Origin of the sequence: Pseudomonas sp. FP2335 (assembly GCF_030687535.1) — a bacterium.
In the GTDB taxonomy this organism is placed as follows: Bacteria; Pseudomonadota; Gammaproteobacteria; order Pseudomonadales; family Pseudomonadaceae; genus Aquipseudomonas.
The window spans coordinates 5,964,412-5,989,710 of record NZ_CP117437.1 but is presented as its reverse complement, the minus strand read 5'-3'; the positions used below and the strand labels follow the sequence as shown (position 1 = coordinate 5,989,710).

At 62.1% G+C, this 25,299-nt stretch carries 17 protein-coding genes; 7 read left to right on the top strand and 10 right to left on the bottom strand.

Features of this window, described 5'->3' with window-relative positions; genetic code table 11:
* Positions 1–2: 2 nt before the first annotated feature.
* The gene (locus tag PSH81_RS27065) at positions 3–875 is read right to left on the bottom strand and encodes a Tim44 domain-containing protein (RefSeq protein WP_192298080.1); all 873 of its coding nucleotides are present in this window, start codon (positions 873–875) and stop codon (positions 3–5) included.
* 190 nt (positions 876–1,065) lie between these two features.
* On the bottom strand, positions 1,066–3,249 hold the full coding sequence (uvrD, locus tag PSH81_RS27060) for a DNA helicase II (protein WP_192298079.1): 2,184 nt from the start codon (positions 3,247–3,249) through the stop codon (positions 1,066–1,068).
* 245 nt (positions 3,250–3,494) lie between these two features.
* Between uvrD and PSH81_RS27055 the strand changes: the two genes are divergently transcribed.
* From PSH81_RS27055 to PSH81_RS27045, 3 genes are all read left to right on the top strand, one after another.
* Positions 3,495–6,368 (top strand): EAL domain-containing protein, encoded by a 2,874-nt coding sequence (locus PSH81_RS27055; protein WP_305391767.1) that lies wholly within the window; start codon positions 3,495–3,497, stop codon positions 6,366–6,368.
* Positions 6,369–6,530: 162 nt separating this feature from the next.
* Positions 6,531–7,397: a transcriptional regulator HexR gene (hexR, locus tag PSH81_RS27050; protein ID WP_017739023.1), complete on the top strand. Its 867-nt coding sequence runs from the start codon at positions 6,531–6,533 to the stop codon at positions 7,395–7,397.
* Between the two features lie 235 nt (positions 7,398–7,632).
* Positions 7,633–7,830, top strand: a complete 198-nt coding sequence (locus PSH81_RS27045; protein ID WP_192298077.1) for a PA3496 family putative envelope integrity protein — start codon at positions 7,633–7,635, stop codon at positions 7,828–7,830.
* Here PSH81_RS27045 and PSH81_RS27040 read toward each other — a convergent pair.
* Positions 7,760–8,734 carry a LysR family transcriptional regulator gene (locus PSH81_RS27040; protein ID WP_226454722.1) on the bottom strand — a complete coding sequence of 325 codons (975 nt, stop codon included), beginning with the start codon at positions 8,732–8,734 and terminating at the stop codon, positions 7,760–7,762. The genes PSH81_RS27045 and PSH81_RS27040 overlap by 71 nt on opposite strands.
* Positions 8,735–8,930: 196 nt before the next feature.
* Between PSH81_RS27040 and PSH81_RS27035 the strand changes: the two genes are divergently transcribed.
* Both PSH81_RS27035 and oadA read left to right on the top strand, forming a co-directional pair.
* Positions 8,931–10,346 (top strand): acetyl-CoA carboxylase biotin carboxylase subunit, encoded by a 1,416-nt coding sequence (locus PSH81_RS27035; protein ID WP_010565910.1) that lies wholly within the window; start codon positions 8,931–8,933, stop codon positions 10,344–10,346.
* An 11-nt stretch (positions 10,347–10,357) separates the two neighbouring features.
* Positions 10,358–12,166 carry a sodium-extruding oxaloacetate decarboxylase subunit alpha gene (gene oadA, locus PSH81_RS27030; RefSeq protein WP_192298075.1) on the top strand — a complete coding sequence of 603 codons (1,809 nt, stop codon included), beginning with the start codon at positions 10,358–10,360 and terminating at the stop codon, positions 12,164–12,166.
* A 71-nt stretch (positions 12,167–12,237) separates the two neighbouring features.
* On the opposite strand, the gene PSH81_RS27025 is transcribed toward oadA, so the two are convergent.
* The 3 genes from PSH81_RS27025 to PSH81_RS27015 all read right to left on the bottom strand — a co-directional run bounded on the left by PSH81_RS27025 (position 12,238) and on the right by PSH81_RS27015 (position 15,401).
* Positions 12,238–13,521 carry an autotransporter domain-containing protein gene (locus PSH81_RS27025; protein WP_305391766.1) on the bottom strand — a complete coding sequence of 428 codons (1,284 nt, stop codon included), beginning with the start codon at positions 13,519–13,521 and terminating at the stop codon, positions 12,238–12,240.
* A gap of 231 nt (positions 13,522–13,752) precedes the next feature.
* A complete protein-coding gene (locus tag PSH81_RS27020) occupies positions 13,753–14,583 on the bottom strand; it encodes an amino acid ABC transporter permease (protein WP_305391765.1) in 831 nt (276 codons plus the stop codon).
* Positions 14,580–15,401 (bottom strand): ABC transporter substrate-binding protein, encoded by an 822-nt coding sequence (locus PSH81_RS27015; RefSeq protein WP_192298071.1) that lies wholly within the window; start codon positions 15,399–15,401, stop codon positions 14,580–14,582. The genes PSH81_RS27020 and PSH81_RS27015 overlap by 4 nt, the downstream gene beginning before the upstream one ends.
* Positions 15,402–15,513: 112 nt before the next feature.
* On the opposite strand from PSH81_RS27015, the gene PSH81_RS27010 reads away from it, so the two are divergent.
* Positions 15,514–16,410, top strand: a complete 897-nt coding sequence (locus PSH81_RS27010) for a homocysteine S-methyltransferase family protein (protein WP_305391764.1) — start codon at positions 15,514–15,516, stop codon at positions 16,408–16,410.
* Between the two features lie 826 nt (positions 16,411–17,236).
* Here PSH81_RS27010 and PSH81_RS27005 read toward each other — a convergent pair.
* From PSH81_RS27005 to PSH81_RS26995, 3 genes are read right to left on the bottom strand one after another with little or no spacing between them, the layout of a single operon-like run.
* Positions 17,237–17,920: a GNAT family N-acetyltransferase gene (locus PSH81_RS27005; protein ID WP_226454718.1), complete on the bottom strand. Its 684-nt coding sequence runs from the start codon at positions 17,918–17,920 to the stop codon at positions 17,237–17,239.
* A gap of 10 nt (positions 17,921–17,930) precedes the next feature.
* On the bottom strand, positions 17,931–18,377 hold the full coding sequence (locus tag PSH81_RS27000; protein WP_226454717.1) for a GNAT family N-acetyltransferase: 447 nt from the start codon (positions 18,375–18,377) through the stop codon (positions 17,931–17,933).
* Positions 18,374–19,012, bottom strand: a complete 639-nt coding sequence (locus tag PSH81_RS26995) for an FMN-binding negative transcriptional regulator (RefSeq protein ID WP_305391763.1) — start codon at positions 19,010–19,012, stop codon at positions 18,374–18,376. Before PSH81_RS26995 ends, PSH81_RS27000 begins: the two co-directional genes overlap by 4 nt.
* Positions 19,013–19,099: 87 nt before the next feature.
* On the opposite strand from PSH81_RS26995, the gene PSH81_RS26990 reads away from it, so the two are divergent.
* Positions 19,100–20,644 (top strand): PLP-dependent aminotransferase family protein, encoded by a 1,545-nt coding sequence (locus PSH81_RS26990; protein ID WP_226454715.1) that lies wholly within the window; start codon positions 19,100–19,102, stop codon positions 20,642–20,644.
* Here PSH81_RS26990 and PSH81_RS26985 read toward each other — a convergent pair.
* Positions 20,624–25,258: a dermonecrotic toxin domain-containing protein gene (locus PSH81_RS26985; protein ID WP_305391762.1), complete on the bottom strand. Its 4,635-nt coding sequence runs from the start codon at positions 25,256–25,258 to the stop codon at positions 20,624–20,626. The two genes, PSH81_RS26990 and PSH81_RS26985, sit on opposite strands and share 21 nt — an antisense overlap.
* Between the last annotated feature and the right edge of the window lie 41 nt (positions 25,259–25,299).

Genomic DNA, 25,299 nt, shown 5'->3' with positions numbered 1-25,299 from the left:
GATCAGCCGTTCTGGCGGATACCGGCGACCAGCCAAGGCTGGTTTTCACCTTGTGGGCGTTCCATGTTCCAGCTTTCGCTGAACACTTCGCCCTGGTCAAAGCGCGAGTTTTTCGACACGCCGCTGAATGTCAGGGTGGCGATGGTCTTGTCGGCGCGGTCATCCACACCGTCCAGTTGCACGCGCAGGTCGTCGATGTAGGTCGACTGGAACGCATCGCCCAGCTCAGCGCGTTCGCGCTTGAGGAACTCCAGCAATTGCGGGGTCACGAACTCGGCGATCTTGTCCATTTCGTTGGCGTCCCAGTGCTGTTGCAGGGACTGGAAGTGACTGCGGGCTGCTTCGACGAAACGCTCTTCGTTGAACCACGCCGGTGCGTTGATCACCGGACGGGCAGCAGCGGCTGGCGAACCGCCGCCGAAGATCGAGCCCATGGCTGGCTTTTGCTCGAACACTTCACGCTGCATCGGCGCACCGGCTGGAGCCATGTGCTCCTGCTGCTTGCGGCGACGGGCGGCGATAAAGCGGAAGATCACAAAGGCGATGACCGCCAGGATCAGAATGTCGAAGATCTGCATGCCCTGGAAGCCGCCGCCCATGAACATGGAAGCGAGCAGGCCACCGGCCGCGATGCCGGCCAGAGGGCCCAGCCAGCGCGAAGCACCGCCAGCCTTGGCAGCGGCGCCAGCGGCACCGGCTGCGCCTGCGGTCGCGGCTGCACCGCCCATGCCACCGGCGGATGGAGCCATTTGGCTGGTCTGGTGAGTCGGTGCTGCGCCCGAACTTTTGCCGCCACCGAAGCGCTTGGCGTTGGCGTCGAGGCTCATCGTCAGGCCGATGCACAACGCCATGGCGATGCTAAGAAAACGTTTCATAAAGGGAATTCCCATTTGTGGATTGCACGCGCGCCATGTTGCACAGGTGTCGTGACAGTGGCTAGCGACATAATGTTTCGGGCTTTTGCGTAGGACGGATTCGGAAGTGTCCGTAGGACTTATTACAGATATTGGCCCGCGCTCGTGAATTACAAGGGCGGGCCAATAACCTTCATCCTAGGAAGATGTGTCAGATTGCTTCGAGCTTCGCGTAGCCCATCATCAGCCACTTGCTGCCTTCGGCGAAGTTAACCTGCACCCGTGCCTGCGCACCGGCGCCTTCGAAGTTGAGGATCACGCCTTCGCCAAAGATCGCATGCTTGACCTGCTGGCCCAGGCTGAACGCGGTTTCCGGGATCGCGGAACCGGCGAACAAGCTGCTTGCGCTCTGCTGCTGGCCGCCACCGAACGGGCGGCTGACGCTGTTGGACAGGCGCACTTCCTGGATCAGCCCCTTCGGCACTTCGCGTACGAAGCGTGACACCTTGTTGTAGGTCTCGCTGCCGTACAGGCGTCGTGTCTCGGCGTAGGTCATCACCAGGTTCTGCATCGCCCGGGTAATGCCCACGTAGGCCAGGCGGCGCTCTTCCTCAAGGCGGCCGGGTTCTTCCAGGCTCATCTTGTGGGGGAACAGGCCTTCTTCCATGCCCACCAGGAACACATATGGGAATTCCAGGCCCTTGGCGCTGTGCAAGGTCATCAGTTGGATGCTGTCCTCATGCTCGTCGGCCTGAGCATCCCCGGCTTCAAGCGAAGCATGGCCAAGGAAGGCGGCGAGCGGCGTGAGGTCTTCTTCATTCTCGGTGTTTTCGAACGCACGGGCGGCGCTGACCAGTTCCTCAAGGTTTTCTACCCGAGCCTGGCCTTTCTCGCCTTTTTCCGCTTCGTGATAGGCGATCAGCCCGGACTGTTCGATCACTGTCTGCGTCATTAAATGCAGCGGCATTTCGGCACATTTGGCGGCGAGGTTCTCGATCAGCTCGACAAACACCCCCAGCGCCCCGGCTGCGCGCCCGGTCAGGCCTTTATTGGCGATGAGCAAGCGCATGGCTTCCCACATCGACACATCGGCGTGGCGCGCGTGGTCGCGGATCGCTTCGACGGTTTTCTCGCCGATGCCACGCGCCGGGATATTGATCACCCGCTCCAGCGCCGCATCGTTGCCACGCCCTTCCAGCAAGCGCAGGTAGGCCATGGCGTTCTTGATTTCGGCGCGCTCGAAGAAGCGCTGGCCGCCATAGATGCGGTACGGGATGCGTTCGCGCAGCAAGGCTTCTTCCAGCACCCGCGATTGGGCGTTGGAGCGGTAAAGGATGGCGATGTCGCTGCGGGCGAGGCCGGTTTTCAGCGCGCTCTCGATGGTTTCCACCACATAGCGTGCTTCATCGTGCTCGTTGAACGCGGCGTACAGGTTGATCGCCTCGCCTTCGCCGCCGTCGGTCCACAGCTCTTTGCCCAGGCGCCCGGTGTTGTTGGCGATCAAGGCGTTGGCGGCCTTGAGGATACCGGCGGTGGAGCGGTAGTTCTGCTCCAGGCGGATGGTGACGGCGTCCGGGAAATCTTCGGAATACTGGTAGATGTTCTCGATTTTCGCGCCACGCCAGCCGTAGATCGACTGGTCGTCGTCGCCCACCACCATCAGGCTGTCGCCGCCCTTGGCCAGCAGGCGCAACCAGGCGTATTGCACGGCGTTGGTGTCCTGGAACTCGTCCACCAGGATGTGCCGGAAGCGCTTCTGGTAATGGGCCAGCAAGCCCGGGTTGTCGCGCCACAGGTCGAGGGCGCGCAGCAGCAGCTCGGAGAAGTCGATCACCCCGGCGCGCGCGCAGGCCGCTTCGTATGCTTCATAGATGCTGCGCATGGTGGCCAGGAACATGTCGCCGCTGGCCTGGATGTGCTGCGGGCGCAGGCCTTCGTCTTTCTGGCCGTTGATGAACCACTGTGCCTGGCGCGCCGGCCAGCGTTGTTCGTCGAGGCCCAGCTCGCGGATCACCCGCTTGACCAGACGTTGCTGGTCATCGCTGTCCAGGATCTGGAAGGTCTGGGCCAGACCCGCTTCCTGCCAGTGCGCCCGCAACAGGCGGTGTGCCAGGCCGTGGAAGGTGCCGACCCACATGCCGGCCGGGCTGATGCCCATCAACTGCTCGATGCGATGGCGCATCTCGGCAGCGGCCTTGTTGGTGAAGGTCACCGACAGGATCGAATGGGGCGACGCGTTTTCGACCTGGATCAACCAGGCGATACGGTGCACCAGCACTCGGGTTTTACCGGAGCCGGCACCGGCCAGGACCAACTGACGGCCAACGGGGGCCGCTACGGCCTGGCGTTGGGCATCGTTGAGGGAGTTCAGCAAAAGGGAGAGATCATCGCGCATCGGCGCATTCTATGGCCCTCGGCGGAGTGGGGCAAACCCCAATGCCGGATGGTCGATAATTCTGCCGGGGCGGATGACCGGTCGGTCATAGGGTCCAGGCCCCGCCACGCTTCGCTTGAGGGGTCTGCCCCCGTGGTTTGCAGGTAAATCCTGGGGGATTTTATGACGTGGAGCAGTTTGGCGCAGACCTTTGCTTGTGTATGCTCCGTCGACGTTTCGGGCTCACCATTATAAGAACACTGCCTATGACCCTCAGTACCGACCTGCTCAGCCCCTCGGTGGCGCCGGCGCAGGTTATCCGCAAGCAGTACGCCACCGAGATGGCGGTCGAACGCACGCGCCTGCTGTATCAGGGCTCGTTGCTGCCCACCTTGTTGATGCTGATCAATGGCCTGGTCTGCGCCTGGTTGCTGTGGAACCCCAAGCAATACCTGCTGGACAGCATCTGGCTGGTCTGGCTGCTGGCACTGGTCGCGATGCGGGTGATCCAGGTGGCGGCGTTTGATTCGGCGATGCCCAGCCGCCAGGCGCAGCCGGTGTGGCGGCGCATGTTCATGCTCGGCTCGGCGGTCAGCGGCCTGACCCTGGCCATCGCCGCCATCGCCCTGGTGCCAGCGGACAGCTTCATGCAGCAGGCGTGGGTATTCGGCCTGATCGGCGCCGCAACGCTGTCGGCCAGCGTGGCCTACGCCGTGAGCCTGCCGGCGTTCTTGTCGTTTGCCGTGCCGTGCCTGTTGCCGGCGATTGTCTATCTGTTCTGGAACGGCGCCCCGCAGCAGCAAGGCTGGGGCGTGCTCGGCCTGATCCTGCTGGCCTCCTTGAGCGTGGTGGCGTGGCAAGTCAACCGCCTGATCCAGCGCGGGCTGCTGCGGCGCTTCCAGAACCAGGCGCTGATCGAACATCTGCAGCAGGCGCAGCAGCGCAGCGAGCAGTTGAATCAAGACCTGGTGCGCGAAGTCGAACAGCGTCGCCAGATCGAACAGGAACTGCGCAATGCCCAGACCGGCCTGCAAGACCGGGTGGCGCAACGCAGCCAGGAGCTCGACGCCGCCAGCCTCGCCCTGAATAAAAGCGAAGCGCGCCTGGCCATGGCGTTGCAAGCCAGCGAACTGGGCCTGTGGGACTGGAATCTGCAAACCGACGAAGTCCACCACACTCAACTCAAGGAACTGTTCGGCCTGGAGCCCGAGTACGTCACGGCGATGCTCAGCCACCTCAAGCCGCGCCTGCACCCCGATGACTTGCCGTTGCTCAAGCGCGCGCTGGTCGAGCACCTCAAGGGCCGCAGCGAGGACTATCAAGTCGAGTACCGCGTGCGTCACGGTGCCGGCCACTGGGTCTGGATCGAAGACCGTGGCCGCGCTGTCGAGCGTGCGCCCAGTGGCCGGGTCACGCGAATGCTCGGTACACGCCGCGACATCAGTGCCGGCAAGGTCCTGGAAGAACAGCAGCGGCTCGCGTCGACGGTATTCGAGGCGGCCAGCGAAGGCATCGTGATTCTGGACCCGGACTACAAGTTGATCGCGGTCAACCAGGCGTTCAGCCGCGTCACCGGGTTTGAGATCGACGACATGCTCGGGCGCAACGTCGTCGAGCTGCCCAGTAGCCGCGATGCGCGCCGGCACTTCCCGGTGATCCGCCAGGCGTTGCTCAGCCACGGCACCTGGCAGGGCGAGCTGGTGGAAACGCGCAAGAACGGCGAGCTGTACCCGCAGTGGCTGCAATTGAATGTGGTGCGCGATGTTCGGGGAAAAGTCAGCCATATCGTGGGCTTTTTCGCCGATCTATCCGCGCGCCGCGAGTCCGAAGAGCGCATGCGCTACCTCACCCACTATGACGAGCTGACCGGCCTGGCCAACCGCTCGCTGTTCCGCGAACGCCTGCGCGAAGCTCACTCACGGGTGCGCCTGGGCGGGCGTAGCCTGGCGTTGCTGCACATCAACCTGGACCGTTTCAAGCTGCTCAATGACAGCCTCGGCCATGAAGTCGCCGACCAGTTGCTGCAAAAAATGTCACGGCGCCTGATCAACGCCTTGCCCGAGGCGGACACCATTGCGCGCTTGTCCGGCGATGAATTCGCCGTGCTGTTCGACGCATACGGCAGCCTGTCGAGCCTGGCACGCGTGGCCACCCGGCTGCTGGCCAAGCTGCGGGTGCCGGTGACGGTGGACGGGCATGAGTTGGTGGTCAGCGCCTCGATGGGCGTCAGCCTGCTGCCGGATAATGCGCGTGAAATTTCCGCGTTGGTCAGCCAATCGAACATGGCCATGCAGCATGCCAAACACCTGGGCGGCAATAACTTCCAGTTCTACACCGACAGCCTGCAAGCCAGCACGCTGGAGCGTTTGCAGCTGGAAAACCAGCTGCGCAAGGCCATCGACGAGCGCCAGCTCACGGTGTTCTACCAACCCAAGCTGTGCCTGGCCACTGGAAAGCTGAATGCCGCCGAGGCGCTGGTGCGGTGGGAGCATCCGCAGTGGGGCATGGTGCCGCCGGGCGAGTTTATCGGCCTGGCCGAAGAGACCGGCCTGATCGCACCGTTGGGCGAGTTCGTGCTGCGCCAGGCCTGCTGGCAGGCGTGTGAGTGGCAACGCCAGGGGCTGGTGCCGATTCGCGTGTCGGTGAACCTGTCGGTGCATCAGTTGCGCCAGGGCAAGCTGGTCAGCCTGGTGCGCCAGGTCCTCGAAGAAACCGGGCTGGACCCGCAATACCTTGAGCTGGAGTTGACGGAAAGCCAGCTGCTCGACAGCGTCGAACACATCATCTCGACCTTCCAGCAGTTGCGCGACCTGGGCGTGAAGCTGGCCATCGACGATTTCGGCACAGGTTATTCCTCCCTCAGCTACCTCAAGCGCATCCCGGTGGATTACGTAAAGATCGACCAAACCTTCATCCGTGGCCTCGGCCAGGGCCGCGAAGATGCGGCGATCACCCGCGCAATCATTGCCATGGCCCATGGCCTGGCGCTGAAAGTGGTGGCCGAAGGCGTGGAAGATCAGCAGCAGTTGGACTTCCTGCGGCTGGAGCGTTGTGACGAAGTGCAGGGCTACCTGATCAGCCGGCCGATGCAGGCACAAGGGCTGGCAGATTTGTTACGGAAAAATGCAGGTTTTCCCTGATCGCACCAAGGCCGCCCTGCGGGCTACAAAGCGCCTGCCCTTTGAATCAGAGGGCAGCAGGGCGATTTAGTGATGCATCAGACGGGCAAAACGACAATTCTTGTAGTATAACTACAAGCTTGCTACATCCCTGGCACCTGCCAATAACAAGAGTCCTGCCCTTTGAACCTGTTGCAACATATCGCCCAGTCGCGCCACCTGTTACGCAAATCGGAACTCAAGGTTGCCGACCACGTGCTGCTTGATCCTGCGGCCGTGATGCACAGTTCCATGGCCGACCTCGCCCACAGCGTGGGCATCAGCGAGCCGACCATCGTGCGCTTCTGCCGCGCCATCGGTTGCTCGGGTTTCCAGGACTTGAAACTCAAGCTGGCCCAGAGCCTGGCCGCCGGTGCGAGCTTCGGGCAGTTTGCGATCCACGAAGACGATTCCGTCGCCGACTACAGCCTGAAAATCTTCGACACCACGCTGCACACCCTTATGGAAGTGCGCGAGAAACTCGACCCGATCGAGCTGCAAAAAGCCGTGACGGCCATGTCCCAGGCCCAGCGTGTCGAGTTCTATGGTTTCGGCGCTTCGGGCGCGGTGGCGGCTGACGCTCAGCACAAATTCTTCCGACTGCTGCTGACGGCGGCGGCCTACAGCGATCCGCACATGCAGGCGATGTCGGCGGTGACGTTGAAGCCCACCGACGTGGCGATCTGCATTTCCCAGTCCGGCCGTTCCAAAGACCTGCTGATCACCGCCAACCTGGTGCGTGAAAGCGGCGCGACCCTGATCACCCTGTGCCCGAGCCAGACGCCATTGGCGGAGCTGTCCACGGTCAACCTGGCGATCGATGTGCACGAAGACACCGAGATCTATACGCCGCTGACCTCGCGGATTGCCCACCTGGTGGTGATCGACGTGCTGGCGATGGGCGTGGCCATGGCGCGCGGGCCGAGCCTGGTCAACCACCTCAAGAGCGTGAAGCGCAGCTTGCGCAGCCTGCGGTTGTCGCCCAAGTCCGTCAAAGCCCTCGACGACTGATAGGTCGGACGCGGAGCCATGTGGGGTTGGGCTTGTGTGGGAACGGGCTTGCTCGCGAAGGCGGCGTGTCAGTCAAAGATGTTTTAACTGATCCTCCGCCTTCGCGAGCAAGCCCGCTCCCACATTTTGATCTCCTGTATTTCCAGCAGATTCATCGTCCTGTCATCCCACCGCCGCCAAACCGTAACCGCCAGAGCCCATCCTGAACTCCCGTACTCGCATTGGGAGACTCGAAATGGCCCGTCCCTACGAAGACAGCAACAGCGCCGTAAAAACCCGCCGTCAGCAGGAAGACCAACGCCGCATGGCGTTCCGTCGTGCAATCGAAGACCGTTGTGAAGAACGCCAATTGCTCAAAAGCATCAGTGACTACCCGGAACTCCATTGGCAGGTACCCGTAGCTGCCCAGCGAAACGCTCAGCCAGCGCGCTGATCTGCACCCGTTCGCTGCGGATAAAGCCCAGGAACGCGTGGGCCACGGGTGACAGGCGCTTGGCCTTGGCCTGCACCAGGCACCAGCTGCGGTACAGCGGCAGTTCTTCCACCGGCAGCTCCTTGAGCCCGCCGGTGGCCAGTTCCAGGTTGACCGCGTGGCGCGTCAGCAAGGCCACGCCCAAACCTGCGCTCACACATTCGCGCTGGGCCTCGGCGGACGACACTTCCACCGTCTGGGTGAAGTGCACGCGCTTCTCCTTGAAGTACTCCTCGCAAGCCATCCGCGTGCCGGAACCCTGCTCGCGTACCAGCAGCGTGTACGGCTCCAGATCCTGCAGGCGCAGCGGACCTTGCAGGCTCAAGGGATGGTCGAGGCGCGCCACGGCGACAATCGGGTTGTTGAGGAACGGCAGGAATTCCAGGCCCATGTCCTGGGGCACCATGGACATGATCACCAGATCGTCCCGGTTATCCGACAGCCTGCGGATCACCTGGGCGCGGTTGACCACCGTGAGGTGCAGTTGCACTTCGGGATGCTGGCGCTTGAACGCGGCAAACAGGTGCGGCACGAAGTATTTGGCGCTGGACTCAATCGCCAGCTTCAACTGGCCTTGCAGCGAACCCTGCATGTCCGAGAGCTGCATATCGAGGTTTTCCAGGCGCCCGAAAATATCCCGGCTGGCGCGCTGCAAGGCTTCGGCGGCCTCGGTCATGTAGAGTTTTTTGCCGACGTAGTCAAACAACGGCTGGCCGATCAGCTCTTCCAACTGACGAATTTGCAGGCTGACGGCCGGTTGCGTGAGGGACATTTCCTCGGCAGCGCGGCTATAGGAGCGCAAATCGCACACCTCATTGAAGATCTGCAATTGACGCAATGTCATACGCATCAATGACTTACGCATTTTTATAGTCCTTTCGCGGGAGGCCGTTCGGCCAACTATAAGTCTTTACTTATGCACGACCCAATAATTATTGATTTTTGTTAATCCCTCCACGGGCTTAGTGTGTGTCTCGCGACTGTCATGAAACATTTGGTCACGCGTCGACCCGGGTCTAGCGGGTCGAAGAACGCAGCAATCGGCTCAAGGGAATTTCCAAGTGATAAAAAAGATCCTGATCGCCAACCGTGGTGAAATTGCCGTACGAATCGTGCGTGCCTGCGCCGAGATGGGCATTCGCTCGGTCGCGGTCTACTCCGACGCCGACCGCCACGCGTTGCACGTCAAACGTGCTGATGAAGCCCACAGCATCGGTGCCGAGCCCCTGGCCGGTTACCTGAACCCGCGCAAGCTGGTGAACCTGGCTGTGGAAACCGGTTGTGACGCGCTGCACCCCGGCTACGGCTTCCTGTCGGAAAACGCCGAACTGGCGGACATCTGCGCCGAACGTGGAATCAAGTTCATCGGCCCGGCCGCTGAAGTGATCCGCCGCATGGGCGACAAGACTGAAGCGCGCCGCAGCATGATCAAGGCCGGTGTGCCGGTCACTCCCGGCACCGAAGGCAACGTCGCCGACATCGCTGAGGCACTCACCGAAGGTGACCGCATTGGTTACCCAGTGATGCTCAAGGCCACCTCCGGTGGTGGCGGTCGCGGTATCCGTCGCTGCAACAGCCGCGAAGAACTCGAACAAGCCTTCCCCCGCGTGATTTCCGAAGCCACCAAGGCGTTCGGTTCGGCGGAAGTGTTCCTGGAAAAATGCATCGTCAATCCCAAGCACATCGAGGCGCAGATCCTGGGTGACAGCTTTGGCAACGTGGTGCATTTGTTCGAGCGCGATTGCTCGATCCAGCGTCGTAACCAGAAGCTCATCGAAATCGCCCCCAGCCCTCAGCTGACTCCGGAACAGCGTGCCTACATCGGCGACCTGTCGGTGCGTGCCGCCAAGGCCGTGGGCTACGAGAACGCTGGCACCGTGGAGTTCCTGCTCGCCGAGGGCGAGGTGTACTTCATGGAGATGAACACCCGGGTGCAGGTGGAACACACCATCACCGAAGAAATCACCGGGATCGACATCGTCCGTGAGCAGATCCGCATCGCCTCGGGCCTGCCGCTGTCGGTGAAACAGGAAGACATCCAGCACCGTGGTTTCGCGTTGCAGTTCCGGATCAACGCCGAAGACCCGAAAAACAACTTCCTGCCCAGTTTTGGCAAGATCACCCGTTACTACGCCCCCGGCGGCCCCGGCGTGCGCACCGACACGGCGATCTACACCGGCTACACCATCCCGCCGTTCTACGACTCCATGTGCCTGAAACTGGTGGTGTGGGCGTTGACCTGGGAAGAAGCCATGGACCGCGGCCTGCGTGCCCTGGATGACATGCGCCTGCAAGGCGTGAAGACCACCGCCGCCTACTACCAGGAAATCCTGCGCAATCCGGAATTCCGCAGCGGCCAGTTCAACACCAGTTTCGTTGAAAGCCACCCTGAGCTGACCAACTACTCGATCAAGCGCAAACCCGAAGAGCTGGCCCTGGCCATCGCCGCCGCCATCGCCGCCCACGCAGGCCTGTGAGGAATAGAACAATGACTAAGAAAATATTCGTAACCGACACCATCCTGCGCGACGCCCATCAATCGTTGCTGGCCACCCGCATGCGCACCGACGACATGCTGCCGATCTGCGACAAGCTCGACAAAGTCGGCTACTGGTCCCTGGAAGTCTGGGGCGGCGCGACCTTCGATGCATGCGTGCGCTTCCTTAAGGAAGACCCGTGGGAGCGCCTGCGCAAACTGCGCGCCGCACTGCCCAACACGCGCCTGCAAATGCTGCTGCGTGGCCAGAACCTGCTGGGCTACCGTCACTACAGCGACGACGTGGTCAAAGCCTTCGTCGCCAAGGCCGCCGTGAATGGCATCGACGTGTTCCGCATCTTCGACGCGATGAACGACGTGCGTAACCTGCGCGTTGCCATCGAGGCCGTGAAAGCCGCCGGCAAACACGCCCAGGGCACCATCGCCTACACCACCAGCCCGGTGCACACCGTCGAGGCATTCGTGGCCCAGGCCAAGCAGTTGGAAGCCATGGGTTGCGACTCCATCGCGATCAAGGACATGGCTGGCCTGCTGACCCCGTACGCCACCGGCGAACTGGTCAAGGCGCTGAAAGCCGAGCAGACCCTGCCGATCTTTATCCACTCCCATGACACTGCGGGTCTGGCCGCGATGTGCCAACTCAAGGCCATCGAAAACGGTGCCGATCACATCGACACCGCCATCTCCAGCTTCGCCTGGGGCACCAGTCACCCGGGCACCGAGTCGATGGTCGCCGCCCTCAAAGGCAGCGAATTCGACACCGGCCTCGACCTGGAACTGCTGCAAGAGATCGGCCTGTACTTCTACGCTGTGCGTAAGAAGTATCACCAGTTCGAAAGCGAATTCACCGCCGTCGACACGCGTGTGCAGGTCAACCAAGTGCCGGGCGGGATGATTTCCAACCTCGCCAACCAGTTGAAAGAGCAGGGCGCCCTCAATCGCATGGGCGAAGTGCTGGCCGAAATCCCGCGCGTGCGTGAAGACCTCGGCTTCCCGCCGCTGGTCACGCCGACCTCGCAGATCGTCGGCACCCAGGCGTTCTTCAACGTGCTGGCCGGCGAGCGCTACAAGACCATCACCAACGAAGTGAAGCTGTACCTGCAAGGCGGCTATGGCAAGGCGCCGGGCACCGTGAACGAACAACTGCGGCGCCAGGCCATCGGCAGCGAAGAAGTGATCGACGTACGCCCGGCCGACCTGCTCAAGCCGGAAATGACCAAGCTGCGCGGCGAAATCGGTGCGTTGGCCAAGTCTGAAGAAGACGTCCTGACCTACGCCATGTTCCCGGACATTGGCCGCAAGTTCCTCGAAGAACGCGACGCCGGTACCCTGGTTCCAGAAGTGTTGCTGCCAATCCCTGAAGCCGGCGGCGTGGCGCGTGCCGGTGGCGAAGGGGTGCCGACCGAGTTCGTCATCGACGTCCACGGTGAGAGCTACCGCGTGGACATCACCGGTGTCGGCGTGAAGGCCGAAGGCAAGCGGCACTTCTACCTGTCCATCGACGGCATGCCGGAAGAAGTGGTGTTCGAACCGCTCAACGAGTTTGTCGGCGGCGGCAGCAGCAAGCGCAAGCAAGCCACCGAGCCTGGCCATGTCAGCACCGCGATGCCGGGCAATATCGTCGACGTACTGGTCAAGGCCGGCGACGTGGTCAAGGCCGGCCAGGCCGTGCTGATCACCGAAGCGATGAAGATGGAAACCGAAGTGCAGGCAGCGATTGCCGGCAAGGTGACTGCCGTTCACGTGGCCAAGGGCGACCGGGTCAACCCTGGCGAAATCCTGATTGAAATCGAAGGCTGATCCAGCCTTCGACACGACCGCTTAATCCTCGGGGGGGCAGGTGCCCCCCTTTTTTTTCGCCTGAAATTTGCTTAGAAACGCATGCGCCACTGGCCCATCAAACCCTGGTTGCTGCTATGGGTGCCGTTTTCGCCGACGTAGGCCAGGCCGACGGTGTGGTTTTCCGACAGTGCCAGGTCCAGCCCGGCTTGCAGGCTGAGGCTGTTGCGATCCAGAGAGGAGCCCTGAATGGTGAAAGCTTCAATGCCGCTCTGGCGAAAGGATTGGCGCACCTGGCTATCAACGTCACCGTAGAGGTGTTTCCAGCCCGCACTCAGGTGGGGTGTGAGGCTCATCTGGTTATCGAACCGAATCTGCTTGGCCAGGCGTAGGCCAAAGGTGCTGCTCAGGTTTTGCTGGGTTTGTGCCTCGACATGCAACGCCGCCGGCCCGCCTTGCTCCCTGAAACTGTCACGGCTGTAGCGCTGGTAGCCAAGCCCGGCAAATGGCTCGATGCTCAAGCTGCCAGTGCCCAGTTGGTAGCCCACTTCACCAAACACATTTTGGCTGCTGGCGTCGTACTTGCCTTTGAGCGTTTCCTTGTAACTGAGGATCTCAATGCCGCGACGGTTCTGCCCGGCATGGCTGCTGTAGATCGCCCCCAGGCGCAACGCCAATGGGCCGTCCTGACGCACGGCGTAGCCGCCCAGGTGCCAGCTGTCCAGGTCGGCAGTAAAGCGTTGGGCGTCGAAGCGACTGCTGGACTTGGCCCCCAGCACCCCGACTCGCCAAGCATGATCGACTGCCCAGTCTGCGCCCATGAGCACACCCTGGTTGGCCGTGTTCAGGCCGGCGGTGCCGCGCTGGCTGTCGAGGCCGCCTTCACTGCCGAGGTTCTTGACCCAGAAGTGACCGTCGGTGTCGGTGGGCAGTTCGCGCAAGGCCGAGAGCACGCGGCTGCCGAGCTGCTGGGTGGTGCTCTGTGTTGCAGCCGCCAGGTTGGCATTCTGGCTACCGGCCAACTGTTCGAGGGCCGCGCCAAAGCCATTCGGTTGCTGCGCAAGTTCGGCGTTGAGTGTTTGCAAGGCCTTGAGTTGCTCGGAGGTCAGTTGGCCGGATTCCAGCAGGCGAACCACTGCGGGCTCTAGCACTTTCGCGACCTGCAAGCCGTTGTACGTGGTGGCTTGCCGGGTGAAATAGCCGTCGATGGGCGCGGCTTCGATTGTCGGTTCATACGCCCATTCGTCATCCAGTGCGTCGTAAGGGTGAACCCAATAGGGCATGTATTCGATGTCGCCCCGTGCTTGCGCATGGGGAAGGCTGGCGGCAACCGCAAGGCTGATGAAAAATGCGATTCTGCGGGGGGTTATGGGCATGAGTTCCCGACCTCTTGTGGATGAGGCCGGGAATTTAGCGAGATGGCGGGGGGATAACTGTCAGGGCAAGGGCTGCCGGTTTGCGGGAGTTGTCTCTATTGGCACGCGTTCAAGTAGGGTCTGCATTTTATTGCGTACAAAATCGCACAGCCGTCATTTACCTGCATTTTATTGCAGTTGCCCGGTGTGCAAATGGGCGTGGTCAAACTGCGCCGTCACTACAGCTGAGCATCAGCTACGGCGCACATACCCCTTGCCGTAATGCCGTTCCATCCGTGCCTGGATCAGTTCCAGGCCCAGCGACAGCACCCAGTAGATAATCGCAGCGGTGGTCAGCATCTCGATATAGCGATAACTCGACCGTCCATAGGACTGCGCCAGGAACATCACTTCCCACACGCCCATCACCGAGATCAGCGACGAGTCCTTGAGCATCGAGATGAACTGGTTGGTCGCCGGCGGGATGATGGTGCGCATGGCCTGGGGCAGGGTCACGTGCCAGAAGATCGCACTGTCGCGCATGCCCAGGGCCAGGGCGGCTTCGCGCTGGCCGTGGGCGACGCCGAGGATGCCGGCGCGGAAAATTTCGCTCAGGTAGGCGCCGTAGTTCAGCGACAACGCGATGATCCCGGCGACGATCGCGCCCGGCACCAAACCCAGCTGCGGCAGGCCGAGGTAGATCAGCAGGATCTGGATCAGCAGCGGCGTGCCGCGAAAAAACGAGGCGTAGAAGCTCGCGATACCGAAGGCCACGGCGCTTTTCGACAAGCGCCCCAGTGCGGTGACAAAGCCCAGCACCGACGAAATTGCGATCGAGCACAGGCATAAAAACAGCGTCAACGCCGCACCTTGCAGGAAGCCGTTGGGCGCCAGGTGCACACCGACAAGGTTGGGCAGCTTGTCGAGGATGATCGAGAACTTCAGGTCAAAGCTCAGGAAGAAGCTGGCAAACAGGCACAGCAGCGCAGCCCAGGTCAGGTACAGCCGCGTGCGAAAGCCAAACAGCCGCTGCACCCGCGATGCACTCACCGGTGGCTTGGGAGGTGTCGGGAACGCTGTCATTGGCTGATATCGGCGCCGATCCATTTTTGCGAGAGCTTGCTCAGGGTGCCGTCCTGTTTCAACTGGGCGAAGACCTCACGCACCTTGCTGTCCCACTGCGGGTCGCCTTTTTCGATGGCCACCGAGTTGGGCTCCGAATACAGCGGCTCGCCGGCCAGCTTGAAGCGCTTGTCTTCGGTCAGGCGCGGCTGGGCGGTGACCAGGTTGGTGAGGATCGCATCCAGGCGCTTGCCGGCACCCAGGCCGAGGTCCTGGAAGGCCACGTTGTCGGTGTCGTAGGGGGCGATTTCGACGTTGTCGAACGGGTACTGCAACTGGGTATCCTCGGCACCTTCGATCACCAGGTTCTTGTTCAGGTAGCTCTCGTAGCTGGAGGCGCTGGTGAGGCCGACTTTCTTGCCGCTCAAGTCCTTGGCGCTGTGGATGCGATTATCCGTGGCGTTGACCACGATCACCGCTGGCGACGCGTAGTACTCCACCGGGAAGTCGAACACTTCAGCGCGGGCCTTGCTCGGGGTCATGGAGCAGATGCAGATGTCGTAGCGCCCACTCCAGCGGCCGGCGGCGATCACGTCCCAGGACGGAGTTTCCAGGCGCAGCTTCACGCCGAGCTTTTGTGCCACGGCTTTGGCGACGTCGACGTCGAAGCCATCGAGCTGGTTTTGCTCGTTCAGAAACGAGAACGGCGGGTAGCTTTCCATCAGCACGCCGACCAGTTCTTTGTTTTTCTCGACCCGATCCAGCGTGACGCCGCCGAAGGCTTGAGTGGAAGCAGCCAGAATCGTCAGGCCCAAGGCCAGCAGCGGTTTTAGTTTCACGGAGGACACCTGAGTAAAAAAGAGTTGTTATGAGCGGAATTGAACGTATTAAATAGTTATAAGAACGACTCTCATAGTGAGTTATTTTCATAAGCTTATGAGTAAAAAGCATATGGCCACAACAACAGTAATACTCGATGGCGGCATGGGCCGTGAACTGCAACGCCGTGGCGCGCCGTTCCGGCAGCCGGAGTGGTCAGCCTTGGCCTTGAGCGAGGCGCCACAAGCGGTTGAGGCGGTGCATGCGGCTTATATCCAGAGCGGCGCCAACGTCATCACCAGCAACAGCTACGCGGTGGTGCCGTTCCATATCGGCGAGGCGCGCTTCGCCGCCGAGGGCCAGGCCCTGGCGGCGCTGGCGGGTGAATTGGCACGACGTGCCGTGGAGGCATCCGGCAAGGCTGTGCGTGTGGCCGGCTCGCTGCCGCCGCTGTTTGGTTCATATCGTCCCGACCTGTTCGAACCGCAGCGCGTGTCTGAATTGCTGACGCCACTGGTGCAGGGCCTCGCGCCCTTTGTCGACCTGTGGCTGGCGGAAACCCAAAGCTCGATCGCCGAAGCACGCGCCATCCGGGCCGGGCTGCCAAAGGACGGCAAACCGTTCTGGCTGTCGTTTACCTTGAAGGATGAAGACACCGACGACGTGCCGCGCCTGCGCTCCGGCGAGCCGGTGGCGCAAGCGGCAGAGGCCGCTGCGCAGTTGGGGGTTGAGGTGCTGCTGTTCAACTGCAGCCAGCCGGAAGTGATTGGCGACGCCATCGACGCCGCTCGCCAGACTTTCGCACGCCTGGGCGTGCAGATTCAGGTGGGGGCCTACGCCAACGCCTTTCCTCCGCAGCCGAAAGAAGCCACGGCCAACGATGGCCTGGACCCGCTGCGCGAAGACCTTGATCCACCGGGTTACTTGCACTGGGCGGCCGATTGGCAGGCCCGCGGTGCCAGCCACCTGGGTGGTTGCTGCGGGATTGGGCCGGAGCATATCGCGGTGTTGGCGCAGAAGCTGGGGTAATAGAACCCACACACGTCAACAGGTGGGAGCAGGCTTGTGTGGGAGCGATGTTGATGGGCAGTAGGCGCTCGGCTGGAGATCGCCCAGGCATTGCCAATCTCCTGTGGGAGCTGCCGAGCTTTAGCGAGGCTGCGAAGGCGGCGGCACTGCTGGCATAGAGGTTGCCTTAACCACCGCTTTCGCGGGCAAGCCCGCTCCCACAGTTGATTGGGGTTGCTGGGCGGTCAGCGTTCGACTGGAGATCGCCCAGGCACTGCCAGTTCCCTGTGGGAGCTGCCGAGCTTTAGCGAGGCTGCGAAGGCGGCGGTGCTGCTGGCATAGAGGTTGCCTTAACCACCGCTTTCGCGGGCAAGCCCGCCCCCGCTTCAGATTGTTTGGGCTGGAGATTGCCCAGGCACTGCCAATCCCTTGTGGGAGTTGTCGAGCTTTAGCGAGGCTGCGAAGGCGGTGGAACTGCTGGCAGAGAGGTTGCCTGAACCACCGCTTTCGCGGGCAAGCCCGCTCCCACAGTTGATTGGGGTTGCTGGGCGGTCAGTGTTTGGCTGGAGATTGCCCAGGCACTGCCAATCCCTTGTGGGAGTTGTCGAGCTTTAGCGAGGCTGCGAAGGCGGCGGTACTGCTGGCAGAGAGGTTGCCTGAACCACCGCTTTCGCGGGCAAGCCCGCTCCCACAGTTGATTGGGGTTGCCGGGCTGTCAGTGTTTGGCTGGAGATCGCCCAGGCACTGCCAATCCCTTGTGGGAGCTGTCGAGCTTTAGCGAGGCTGCGAAGGCGGTGGCACTGCTGGCGGATATGCTGCCCCTCAACCATAGATCCTCCCACAGGGGTTATGCGCTGCCTGGGCTTCGGCATTCAGCCAGGGACTTCAGTTGGCCCGAGCCTGACTGGTTTTCTTCCGACAACCACTGCTCGAACCCCGCCCCGATCTGCGGCCATTGCGAGTCAATGATCGAATACCACGCCGTATCCCGGTTCTGCCCCTTGACCACCATATGCTGGCGGAACACCCCCTCAAAGCTGAAGCCCAAGCGCTCAGCCGCATATTTGGAGCGGGCATTGCCGTTGTTGCACTTCCACTCCAAGCGACGATAACCCTGCTCGAACGCATATTTGGCCAGCAAATACACCGCCTCGGTGCTTTTTGGCGAGCGCTGCATCGGCGCGCCAAAGGTGACGTGGCCGATCTCGATGCGGCCCTGGGCCGGCACGATGGACATCAGGCTGAGAATGCCTTGCACCTGGCCGGTCGCGCGGTCGACCACGCTGAAAAAGTACGGGTCGCTGTGGGTCGCGTGGTTGTTGAGCCAGTCGTTGAACGCGCTGCGCTCCGGGAAAGGGCCGTAAGGCAGGTAGTCCCACAGCTTGGGATCGGCGCCGGGGCCTTCGAGGGCTTGCCACAACTGCTCGGCATGGCGCGCCGGGTCGAGTTTTTCCAGGCGGATAAAGCGCCCTTCAAGCAGTTGCACGGTGGGGGCGGGTGCGCCTTTCCAGTCGGCGAGGGAAGTGGACATGCTGCGCTCCTTAAAGACCTTTGCGAAATTGGATGAAACCGGGGCGTTCGGCGATGCGTTCGTACAACTGGATCGCCGTGGCGTTGGTCTCGTGAGTCAGCCAGTGCACCTTGCAACAGCCATCGGCCCTGGCGGTGGTGTAGACGAATTCGATCAGCTTGCGGCCGACACCGGTGCCGCGTTGGGCCGGGTCCACCAGCAGGTCTTGCAGGTAGCAGGCATTCTCGATGCTCCAGTTGGAACGGTGGTAGATGAAATTGACCATGCCCACCGCCTTGCCATCCTGCCAGGCCAGCGCCGAATGGGTCGGCTCGCTTGGGTCGATCAGGCGTTGCCAGGTACTTTGGCTGACGGCGTCCGGCAGTTCGGTGTTGTAGAACTTCAGGTACGTCTGCCACAGCGGCAGCCAGGCGGTGTGGTCGGCGGCGGTCACCTGGCGGATCTCGATCGAACTCATTCTGCAACTCCTTGGGGAATATAGCGGGCGAGGCTCTGGTCGCGCACATCGGTGCTGGCAGCCAGGCCTTCGCGGACCCCGGCGACGTCGGCCGGGCTGCGGTTCTGGCTGAGTTTGCGCTTGCCGATCAGGCGCTCGATGGGCAGGGCGAAGCCGACGATAGCCTTGAGCATGCCGTCAATGTAGTCGGCCGGGGCATCGCTGACTTTCCACGGCTGGGTGCGACCGGTTTCATGGCGATCGGTCAGCGCACTGACCACCCCAAGCAGCCGCTCGGCATCGCTGAACACGTCGGCAGTACCGTAGGCGTGCACGGCGATGTAGTTCCAGGTGGGCACGACTTTGCCGTGCTCAGCCTTGGACGGGTAAAACGCCGGGCTGACATAGGCCTCGGCGCCGGCAAAGATCAGCAAAGCTTCGCGGCCGTTCTGCAAGTCCCGCCACTGTGGATTGGCCTTGGCCAAGTGCCCGTAGAGCGTGCCGTTCGGGCCTTCATCGGGGTTGAGCAGCAGCGGTAAATGGCTGGCCAGCAGGCCTTGTTCGCCAAACGTCACCAACTGCGCCAGGCGTGTGTGCTGGATCAACTGATGCAGTTCGGGCAAATCGTCGAGGGCAAAGGCGCGGGGTGTGTACATGGAAAATTTCCTTGGCGAATGCGCCCATCCTAGGCAGGCTAATGGTTCGTTGTAAGAGCCATCTAAGGCCAATTTCATAGGTCCAATATGCCGCCAATGTCGTTCAATCCCGCCGGTATCGAACTGGATCGTCGCCAGGGGCTGGCCCGCCAACTCTACGAAGCCCTGCGCCAACGGGTGTTGGACGGGCGTCTGGTCAGTGGCACGCGCTTGCCCGCCAGTCGTGATTTGGCGGCGGCGCTGTCGATCTCGCGCAACAGCGTGGTGCGTGCCTACGATCAGCTGTACGCCGAAGGGTTTATCGAAAGCCGGGTCGGTGATGGCACTTATGTGGCGCAACTGCCAGGCGCGGGAAAATTATCCACAAAAGTATCCACAGGGTTACGCACAGGCTTATCCCCAGCCTTATCCACAAATTGGCTGGATCTGCCGGTCAATTCCTCCACGGAAGTTATCCACAGAGCTGCATTGGGGCGCGTGGAAAACAACCATTTGCCGCAACCACCGGTGGGTCCGCCACGGGCTTTTCGCGTGGGTGTACCGGCGTTCGATCTGTTTCCGTTTGACGTATGGGCCAAGCTGAATGGGGCTTTCTGGCGCAAACCGGACCTGGAGCAACTGTGCTACGGCGACCCGGCGGGTGATGCACGCCTGCGTGGTTTGATCGCCGCTTACCTGCTCAGCTCCCGGGGTATGCAGTGCAGTGCTGAACAAATTGTGATCACCAGTGGTGCGCAGCAGGCGATTAGCCTTTGTGCACAGTTGCTGGTGGAGCCCGGCGACGGGGTTGCGGTGGAAAACCCTGGTTACCGCGCCGCAGGCCATGCGTTCGCGCTGGCGGGCGGGCGCTTGCACGGCGTGCAGGTCGACGCTGAGGGGATCGACTGCCAGGTACTCAATAGCCTGGATGACTGCCGTGTGGCGTATGTCACGCCGTCCCACCAATACCCGCTGGGCGTGGTCATGAGCCTGGCGCGACGCCTGGAGTTGCTGGCCTGGGCCGAGCGCGCGGGTGGCTGGATCATCGAAGACGACTACGACGGTGAGTACCGCTACAGCGGTGCGCCCCTGTCACCCTTGGCGGCCCTGGATCGCAGCGGCCGCGTGCTTTATGTCGGCACCTTCGGCAAAGTCGCGTTCCCCGCGTTGCGCCTGGGCTATCTGGTATTGCCGCCGGGGCTGGTGGATGCCTTCTCCCGCCGCCGTGCGGTGGATATGCGTCACTCAGAGGTGAGTACCCAGGCAGTGATGGCCGAATTCATGGCCGCCGGGCATTTCCAGCGGCATATCCGGCGCATGCGGCGTGCGGCCTTGAGCCGACGCAACGCCTTGCTCGCCGGTTGGCCGAGCGGCCTGGCGGGTGTCGGTCAGTTACCGGGTGTCGCGGCCGGGCTGCACCTGACGGTGCGGGTGGACAGCCTGGCGCGCGAGCAGCAATTGCTTGAGCAGGCCAGGGCCGCAGAGGTCGAAGTCAACGGCTTGAGCACTTACTGGCTGGCGCAATCCACAACCCCCGTGGACCAGCGCGCAGGCCTGGTGTTGGGGTTTGCCGCCGTGCCCGAGCCAGCCATCGCCCAGGCGTTGGCGCGTCTGACGGTGGCGTGGCAGGCTTCAACCTCGGAAAAACAGTGACCTGGCCAATGCCGGGCTGATCTCACTGCGATAAATCGCAATCTGGTCACGGTCACTGGCCCCCTTGCGCTCAAAGGCGCCGCCGAGTTTCTGTTGGTCCCGGGTCTTGAGGTGTGCGGCGCTGAACGCTTCAACAGCCGCCTGGGGCGAAGGGTAATGAAAGTGTGCGTACCACAGCACTGTATTGTCCTGGGCATCGCGTATTTCGTATTCGTCGAGGTAGTCCTTGCCCGGGCCCTTGAGGCGGCGACGGGCGCCGACTTGTTTGATGGCCACCTGCCCGTCGTTGTGCAGCCACTCCAGGCGTGTAGCGGTAGGGGGTTGCTGCTTGATCATGCTGATGCGGGTGTTTTTGCCCAGTTCAAACAGCCGTGTGGAGGCGTCGGCGAGGTTTTTGCTGAGGGTGGCGACAAGGGGGCGGTCGATTCCGGTCAGGTTGAGTTGGGTCAGTGCCGTTTCTACTTCGCTGGCGGCGTGTGCCAGGCGCGTGGCGTATTGGCTGAACATTTCTTCAATCTCCACCGGCAGCCGTCCGGCTTTGCGGGAGTGCCCAAGGATGCGCCGGGTCGTCGCCGCCTCTTCCTCCAGCAGGCTCTGGCCGGCGTTGACGCTTGTGTCCAGGTCGACCTTTTTCGGCGTTGACGGGAGCACTACCGGGGCTACGCGTTCAACCCACACCCCTGGCGTTTTCTCGTGGAAGGTGGCGATGATCTTACCGGTCATCGGCGCCTTGACGTCCACCAGGCTACTGTCGGATTCGCGGGGTTCGCCCACCACGACACCCTGGAAGCGGGTCTTGATGATTTTGCGCTGTGGCGTGGTTGGCGGCTTGGATGGCCCGGGCTTGGGTTCCTGGGACCTTCTTTCGCGCAGCAGTTTTACCAGGTCTTGGATGGCCCGCTGATTGAAGTCGTCGATATACTGGCGCAGGGTTTCCAGTGGCTCGCGCAGCAGGTGTTCCGGGTAATCGGCATGCAGATCGAGCAGGCGCTGGTCGCCGAGCGTGAACTGCTCGACCAGGCTGTTCAAGACTTCAATGCGCTGCTCCAGCGGGCTACCGTTGATCTTGTCGAGCACCTCGATGAAGCTCTGCACGCTGAGGTCCACGGCGTCGACGATGACATTGAGCCGGCCACGGGCAACGTCCTGCCCATCACCCGCTGTAATAGCGCTGCACAAGTAGCGGCCTATGGTGATTTGCAGGGCCTTGAGGTCGGTGACTCGAATGTTCGGCAACGCCCGCATGGTGCTCTGGATGACCCGGGCGCCCGCCGCCCCGAGGCCGTCCAGTTCCCGAAAGCGCGTCTCGATGTACTGCATGCGTCGAATCATCTCTACGGTCATGTCCGACATGGTCTGCGCGTACGCGGCTTGGGTCTGCGGGTCGGCAGGCAGGTTGGATTCCAATGCCTCCACGGTGGTTTCCAGCAGGTCGCGGAACGGTCCCAGGCGCTCCTCTACGGCGGTGCGTGTCAGTATCAACTGCTTGTTCAGGTAGTCCACCATCGCACTCTGATAGTTGGGCACGCTGTCGATGATGCCCAGGCTCCGAAGCTGGCGGATCGGCACATCGTAGGCCTCCAGGCGTTCATTCACCTGGCTGATAAAGGCTTCGCGGCGCAGGTCGGTGGAAGGGCCCGGCTCAGTGCCTATCGCCAACAGTGCGGCGGACAATTGAGCCTGAACGCGATCTTCATCGGCGTTGAACGCGCTGAGTTCTCTGCGCAGGGTCTGGATCCGCGAGGGCTTCTGCTCCTGGGCGGCCCGCCGCCGGTTTCTGAACCCGCCGCCGCGCAGGCGCAGGCGCGTGTCGACAAACCACTGCCCGGCCAGGTTGCAAATCAGCAGGGGGCCGGTACGAGTGTTTTTTTGCGGATCAATGATCATCACGTTGTCGTTGGCGTCCAGCGTGACTTCGAACCAACGCTGTGCAACGGGTGCGTACCATTTATCGCCGTGGGGATAGAGGTGCATATGTGCCCCGGCGGTTTTACTGGGCGCACCCAACCCTTCGGGTTGGGGGGTGGCAAAGCTGTCCAGCGTCGCGCCAAGGCTAGAGGGGGTGCGCAGCAAGGCGCCACTGGCGTTCAGCGGGCCTTGGTGCAAGGGGGGCAGTTCGCGTTCGGAAACGTCGGGTTGACGAGTCACCGAAACCTGTTCGATCGCTGGGGCGGGTTCTTCTTTGGTGATTTCACCCAGGTCGAGCTCGAGCTTGGGTTCTGCCAGCGGCTCAAGGGACTCGGGAATGACTTCGCGAGTGGGATGGCGCAACGCGACATGCAGGGCCAGGGCCATGCCCAGGTTGAGGAACATATCCACCAGTGCTGTCCAGGGGGCATGGGCTTCGGGGGTGTCGACCAACTGCTCGGCTTCCTGGAGGTCGTCCATGATCTGCCAGATCCACACGGCGATACCGACAGTGCGTCCAAGGAATGGCAGGGCGCCGTTAAAAATCTGCCAGCCTGCGTGGCGAAGGGTGGCCCAGCGTTTTTGCGCGTTGGAAACCGATTGCCGGGTCGCCAGTTCGATCAGCGCGTTGGCATTGCTGGTGAACAATGTCGCCAGTGGATCGCCGAGCAGGACTTCGTCACCGAGGCCAATCGGCCCGCTCATGTACACCAGGGTCGCCGGCTCGACCAGTGCGCGCACAGCGATCCATGGCGATGGCAGGGTGCCGGGGAATACGTACTGGCCATAATTGAAACGTTCTGCTTCGGGGAGCCAGGCCAGCACGGACTCACGCAATGCACAATCATGCTTGATGGCATAGAGCAGGTTTTGTCGAGAGGGAAACTGCAGCAGCATCGGCTGCAGCAAGGGCCGATAGAGCACGCAGGGGCCTGCGGTGTGGTCCTGGGGGCCGATGACGAACATATTGGCAACCACGTCCTCGCGGTGGCCGGGCCGCAGGGCGGGGGAGAAGGCGAGGGGGCGGATCACGGCGGGTTGCCCGTCGACGTGGCGCTCATACGCTTCGGCCTGCACTGCCGCAGCGACATACAAAAAACCGCGCTCATCCAGCCCGTTGCGCCGCTGCATTTTCAATTGCAGCGCCAACAAGGGTAGCTGCAGGCGCAGGTGCGAGGTGTACAGCGCCTGGCGGCGGTTGGACTCCAGGGGGGCATCCAGCAACTTCTGGCGGATCAGGGCTGGGTAGTTTGCCCCGATATCCAGGCTTTCGATCACTCCCTTCAAGTAGTCAAAAGTCAGCCAGTCGGGAGCGTCGTTACCGTTGTAGATCACACTCGATACGCCGGTGGGTAGGCCTGTGAGGTTGTCCAGGGCCAGGTCAATCAGGCTGCGGCGAGTGATTTCCTCACCCCCTGGGACCACGAAGGTGCCCCAGATCACCGGGCTCTGAATCACGATCTGGATCTTGTCCACATTCAGCATCGCGCCCTTAGGATGCGTCTTGATCCGGTCTTGCAGTTGCTCACGAGCGTAATCGCGGATCGGTGCAATGTCGTCGTTGAAGGTGCGCCCGCGATAATGGGTATGCAATTGGGCCAGGTCGATCATGAGGCGGCTGTAGGCGGCCATATCCAGGTCCGAGGCCGCGATCATCCAGGCAGGCAAGCGTTGGTGGATCTCCCGGATATTCGACAACCGGTGGTCGCTCAGGTCTTCGATGCTGGGCATGATCCGGGCGACAGCCGGGCGATGTCGAGACAGTTCGGCCCGGTTGTCGGCGGCGTCCTTGTCCAGCGTGCCGATGGCGTCGATTTGCAGGGCGATCAGGGCGCACGCCTGGCTGTCGAAGAAGTTGCCGCGGGGCTCGTACAGCCGCCATTTCACCTCGGCATCCGGGCGCACGTTGCTCAGCTTGTAGAGCAGGCTGTCCGACAGTTGCTCCATGGAGTCGAAGCGCTCGTATCCGGCGATCAGCGAGTAGGTGAGGATGATCGTGCGTTGCTGATGGGTGCCCACCAATATGGCCATATCCAACAGGCCTACGTGTTGTTGGTGGGTGGGCCCTTGCAGGTCTACATCCATCAGGTAGGCGTGGCTCTGATAGGGGTCCTTGTCCGCCCGCATGGCCAGGTCGGGGGAGTGGTACAGCGTGCGGGCCATGGCGCAGTCTTCTTCATCCCAGCCTTGCACCTGGGTCACATTCCATATTTTGCGCAAGGCACTGGAAAACACTTGCCAGCGAATGCCGGTGCTGTTGTAGGACGCGTTCCAGTAATCCAGTTGTTGCTCCTGGAACGCGCTGTACAGCAGTAAGGCGAGTTCGTTGATCAGGCGGCCTATGGCGTCGATCTGTACGGGTAGGTGTACGGAGGGTGTGGTGTTGGGTTGTAGGGTCAGGAAGTGTTCGCCTTCCAGGTAGGTGACCGGTTCACGTCCCAGCGCCTGGCGGGCCAGGATGCTGGTGAGGGATTCGCTCAGTGGTTCAAGTGGCTCGACCACCTCCTTGTTGGCTCGCCAGCGTGGCGTTACGAGCATCGCCAGGTCCGGGTTGAGGTTGAGCGTAGGGTATTGCTCGCTGAGCGCCGTCTTCAGCAGGGTGCTGGCGACCTCTCGAGTGGTCGGGCCAGTGGTCAACTGGGTCAGCAGGCCATAGCTGGTAGAGGGGCGGTTGTTATTGCTGTGGTTGGGGGCGTCGTTGGGCACATTCAGCTCCTTGTCGGTCACCAGCCCGTTCGGGCTGTGGA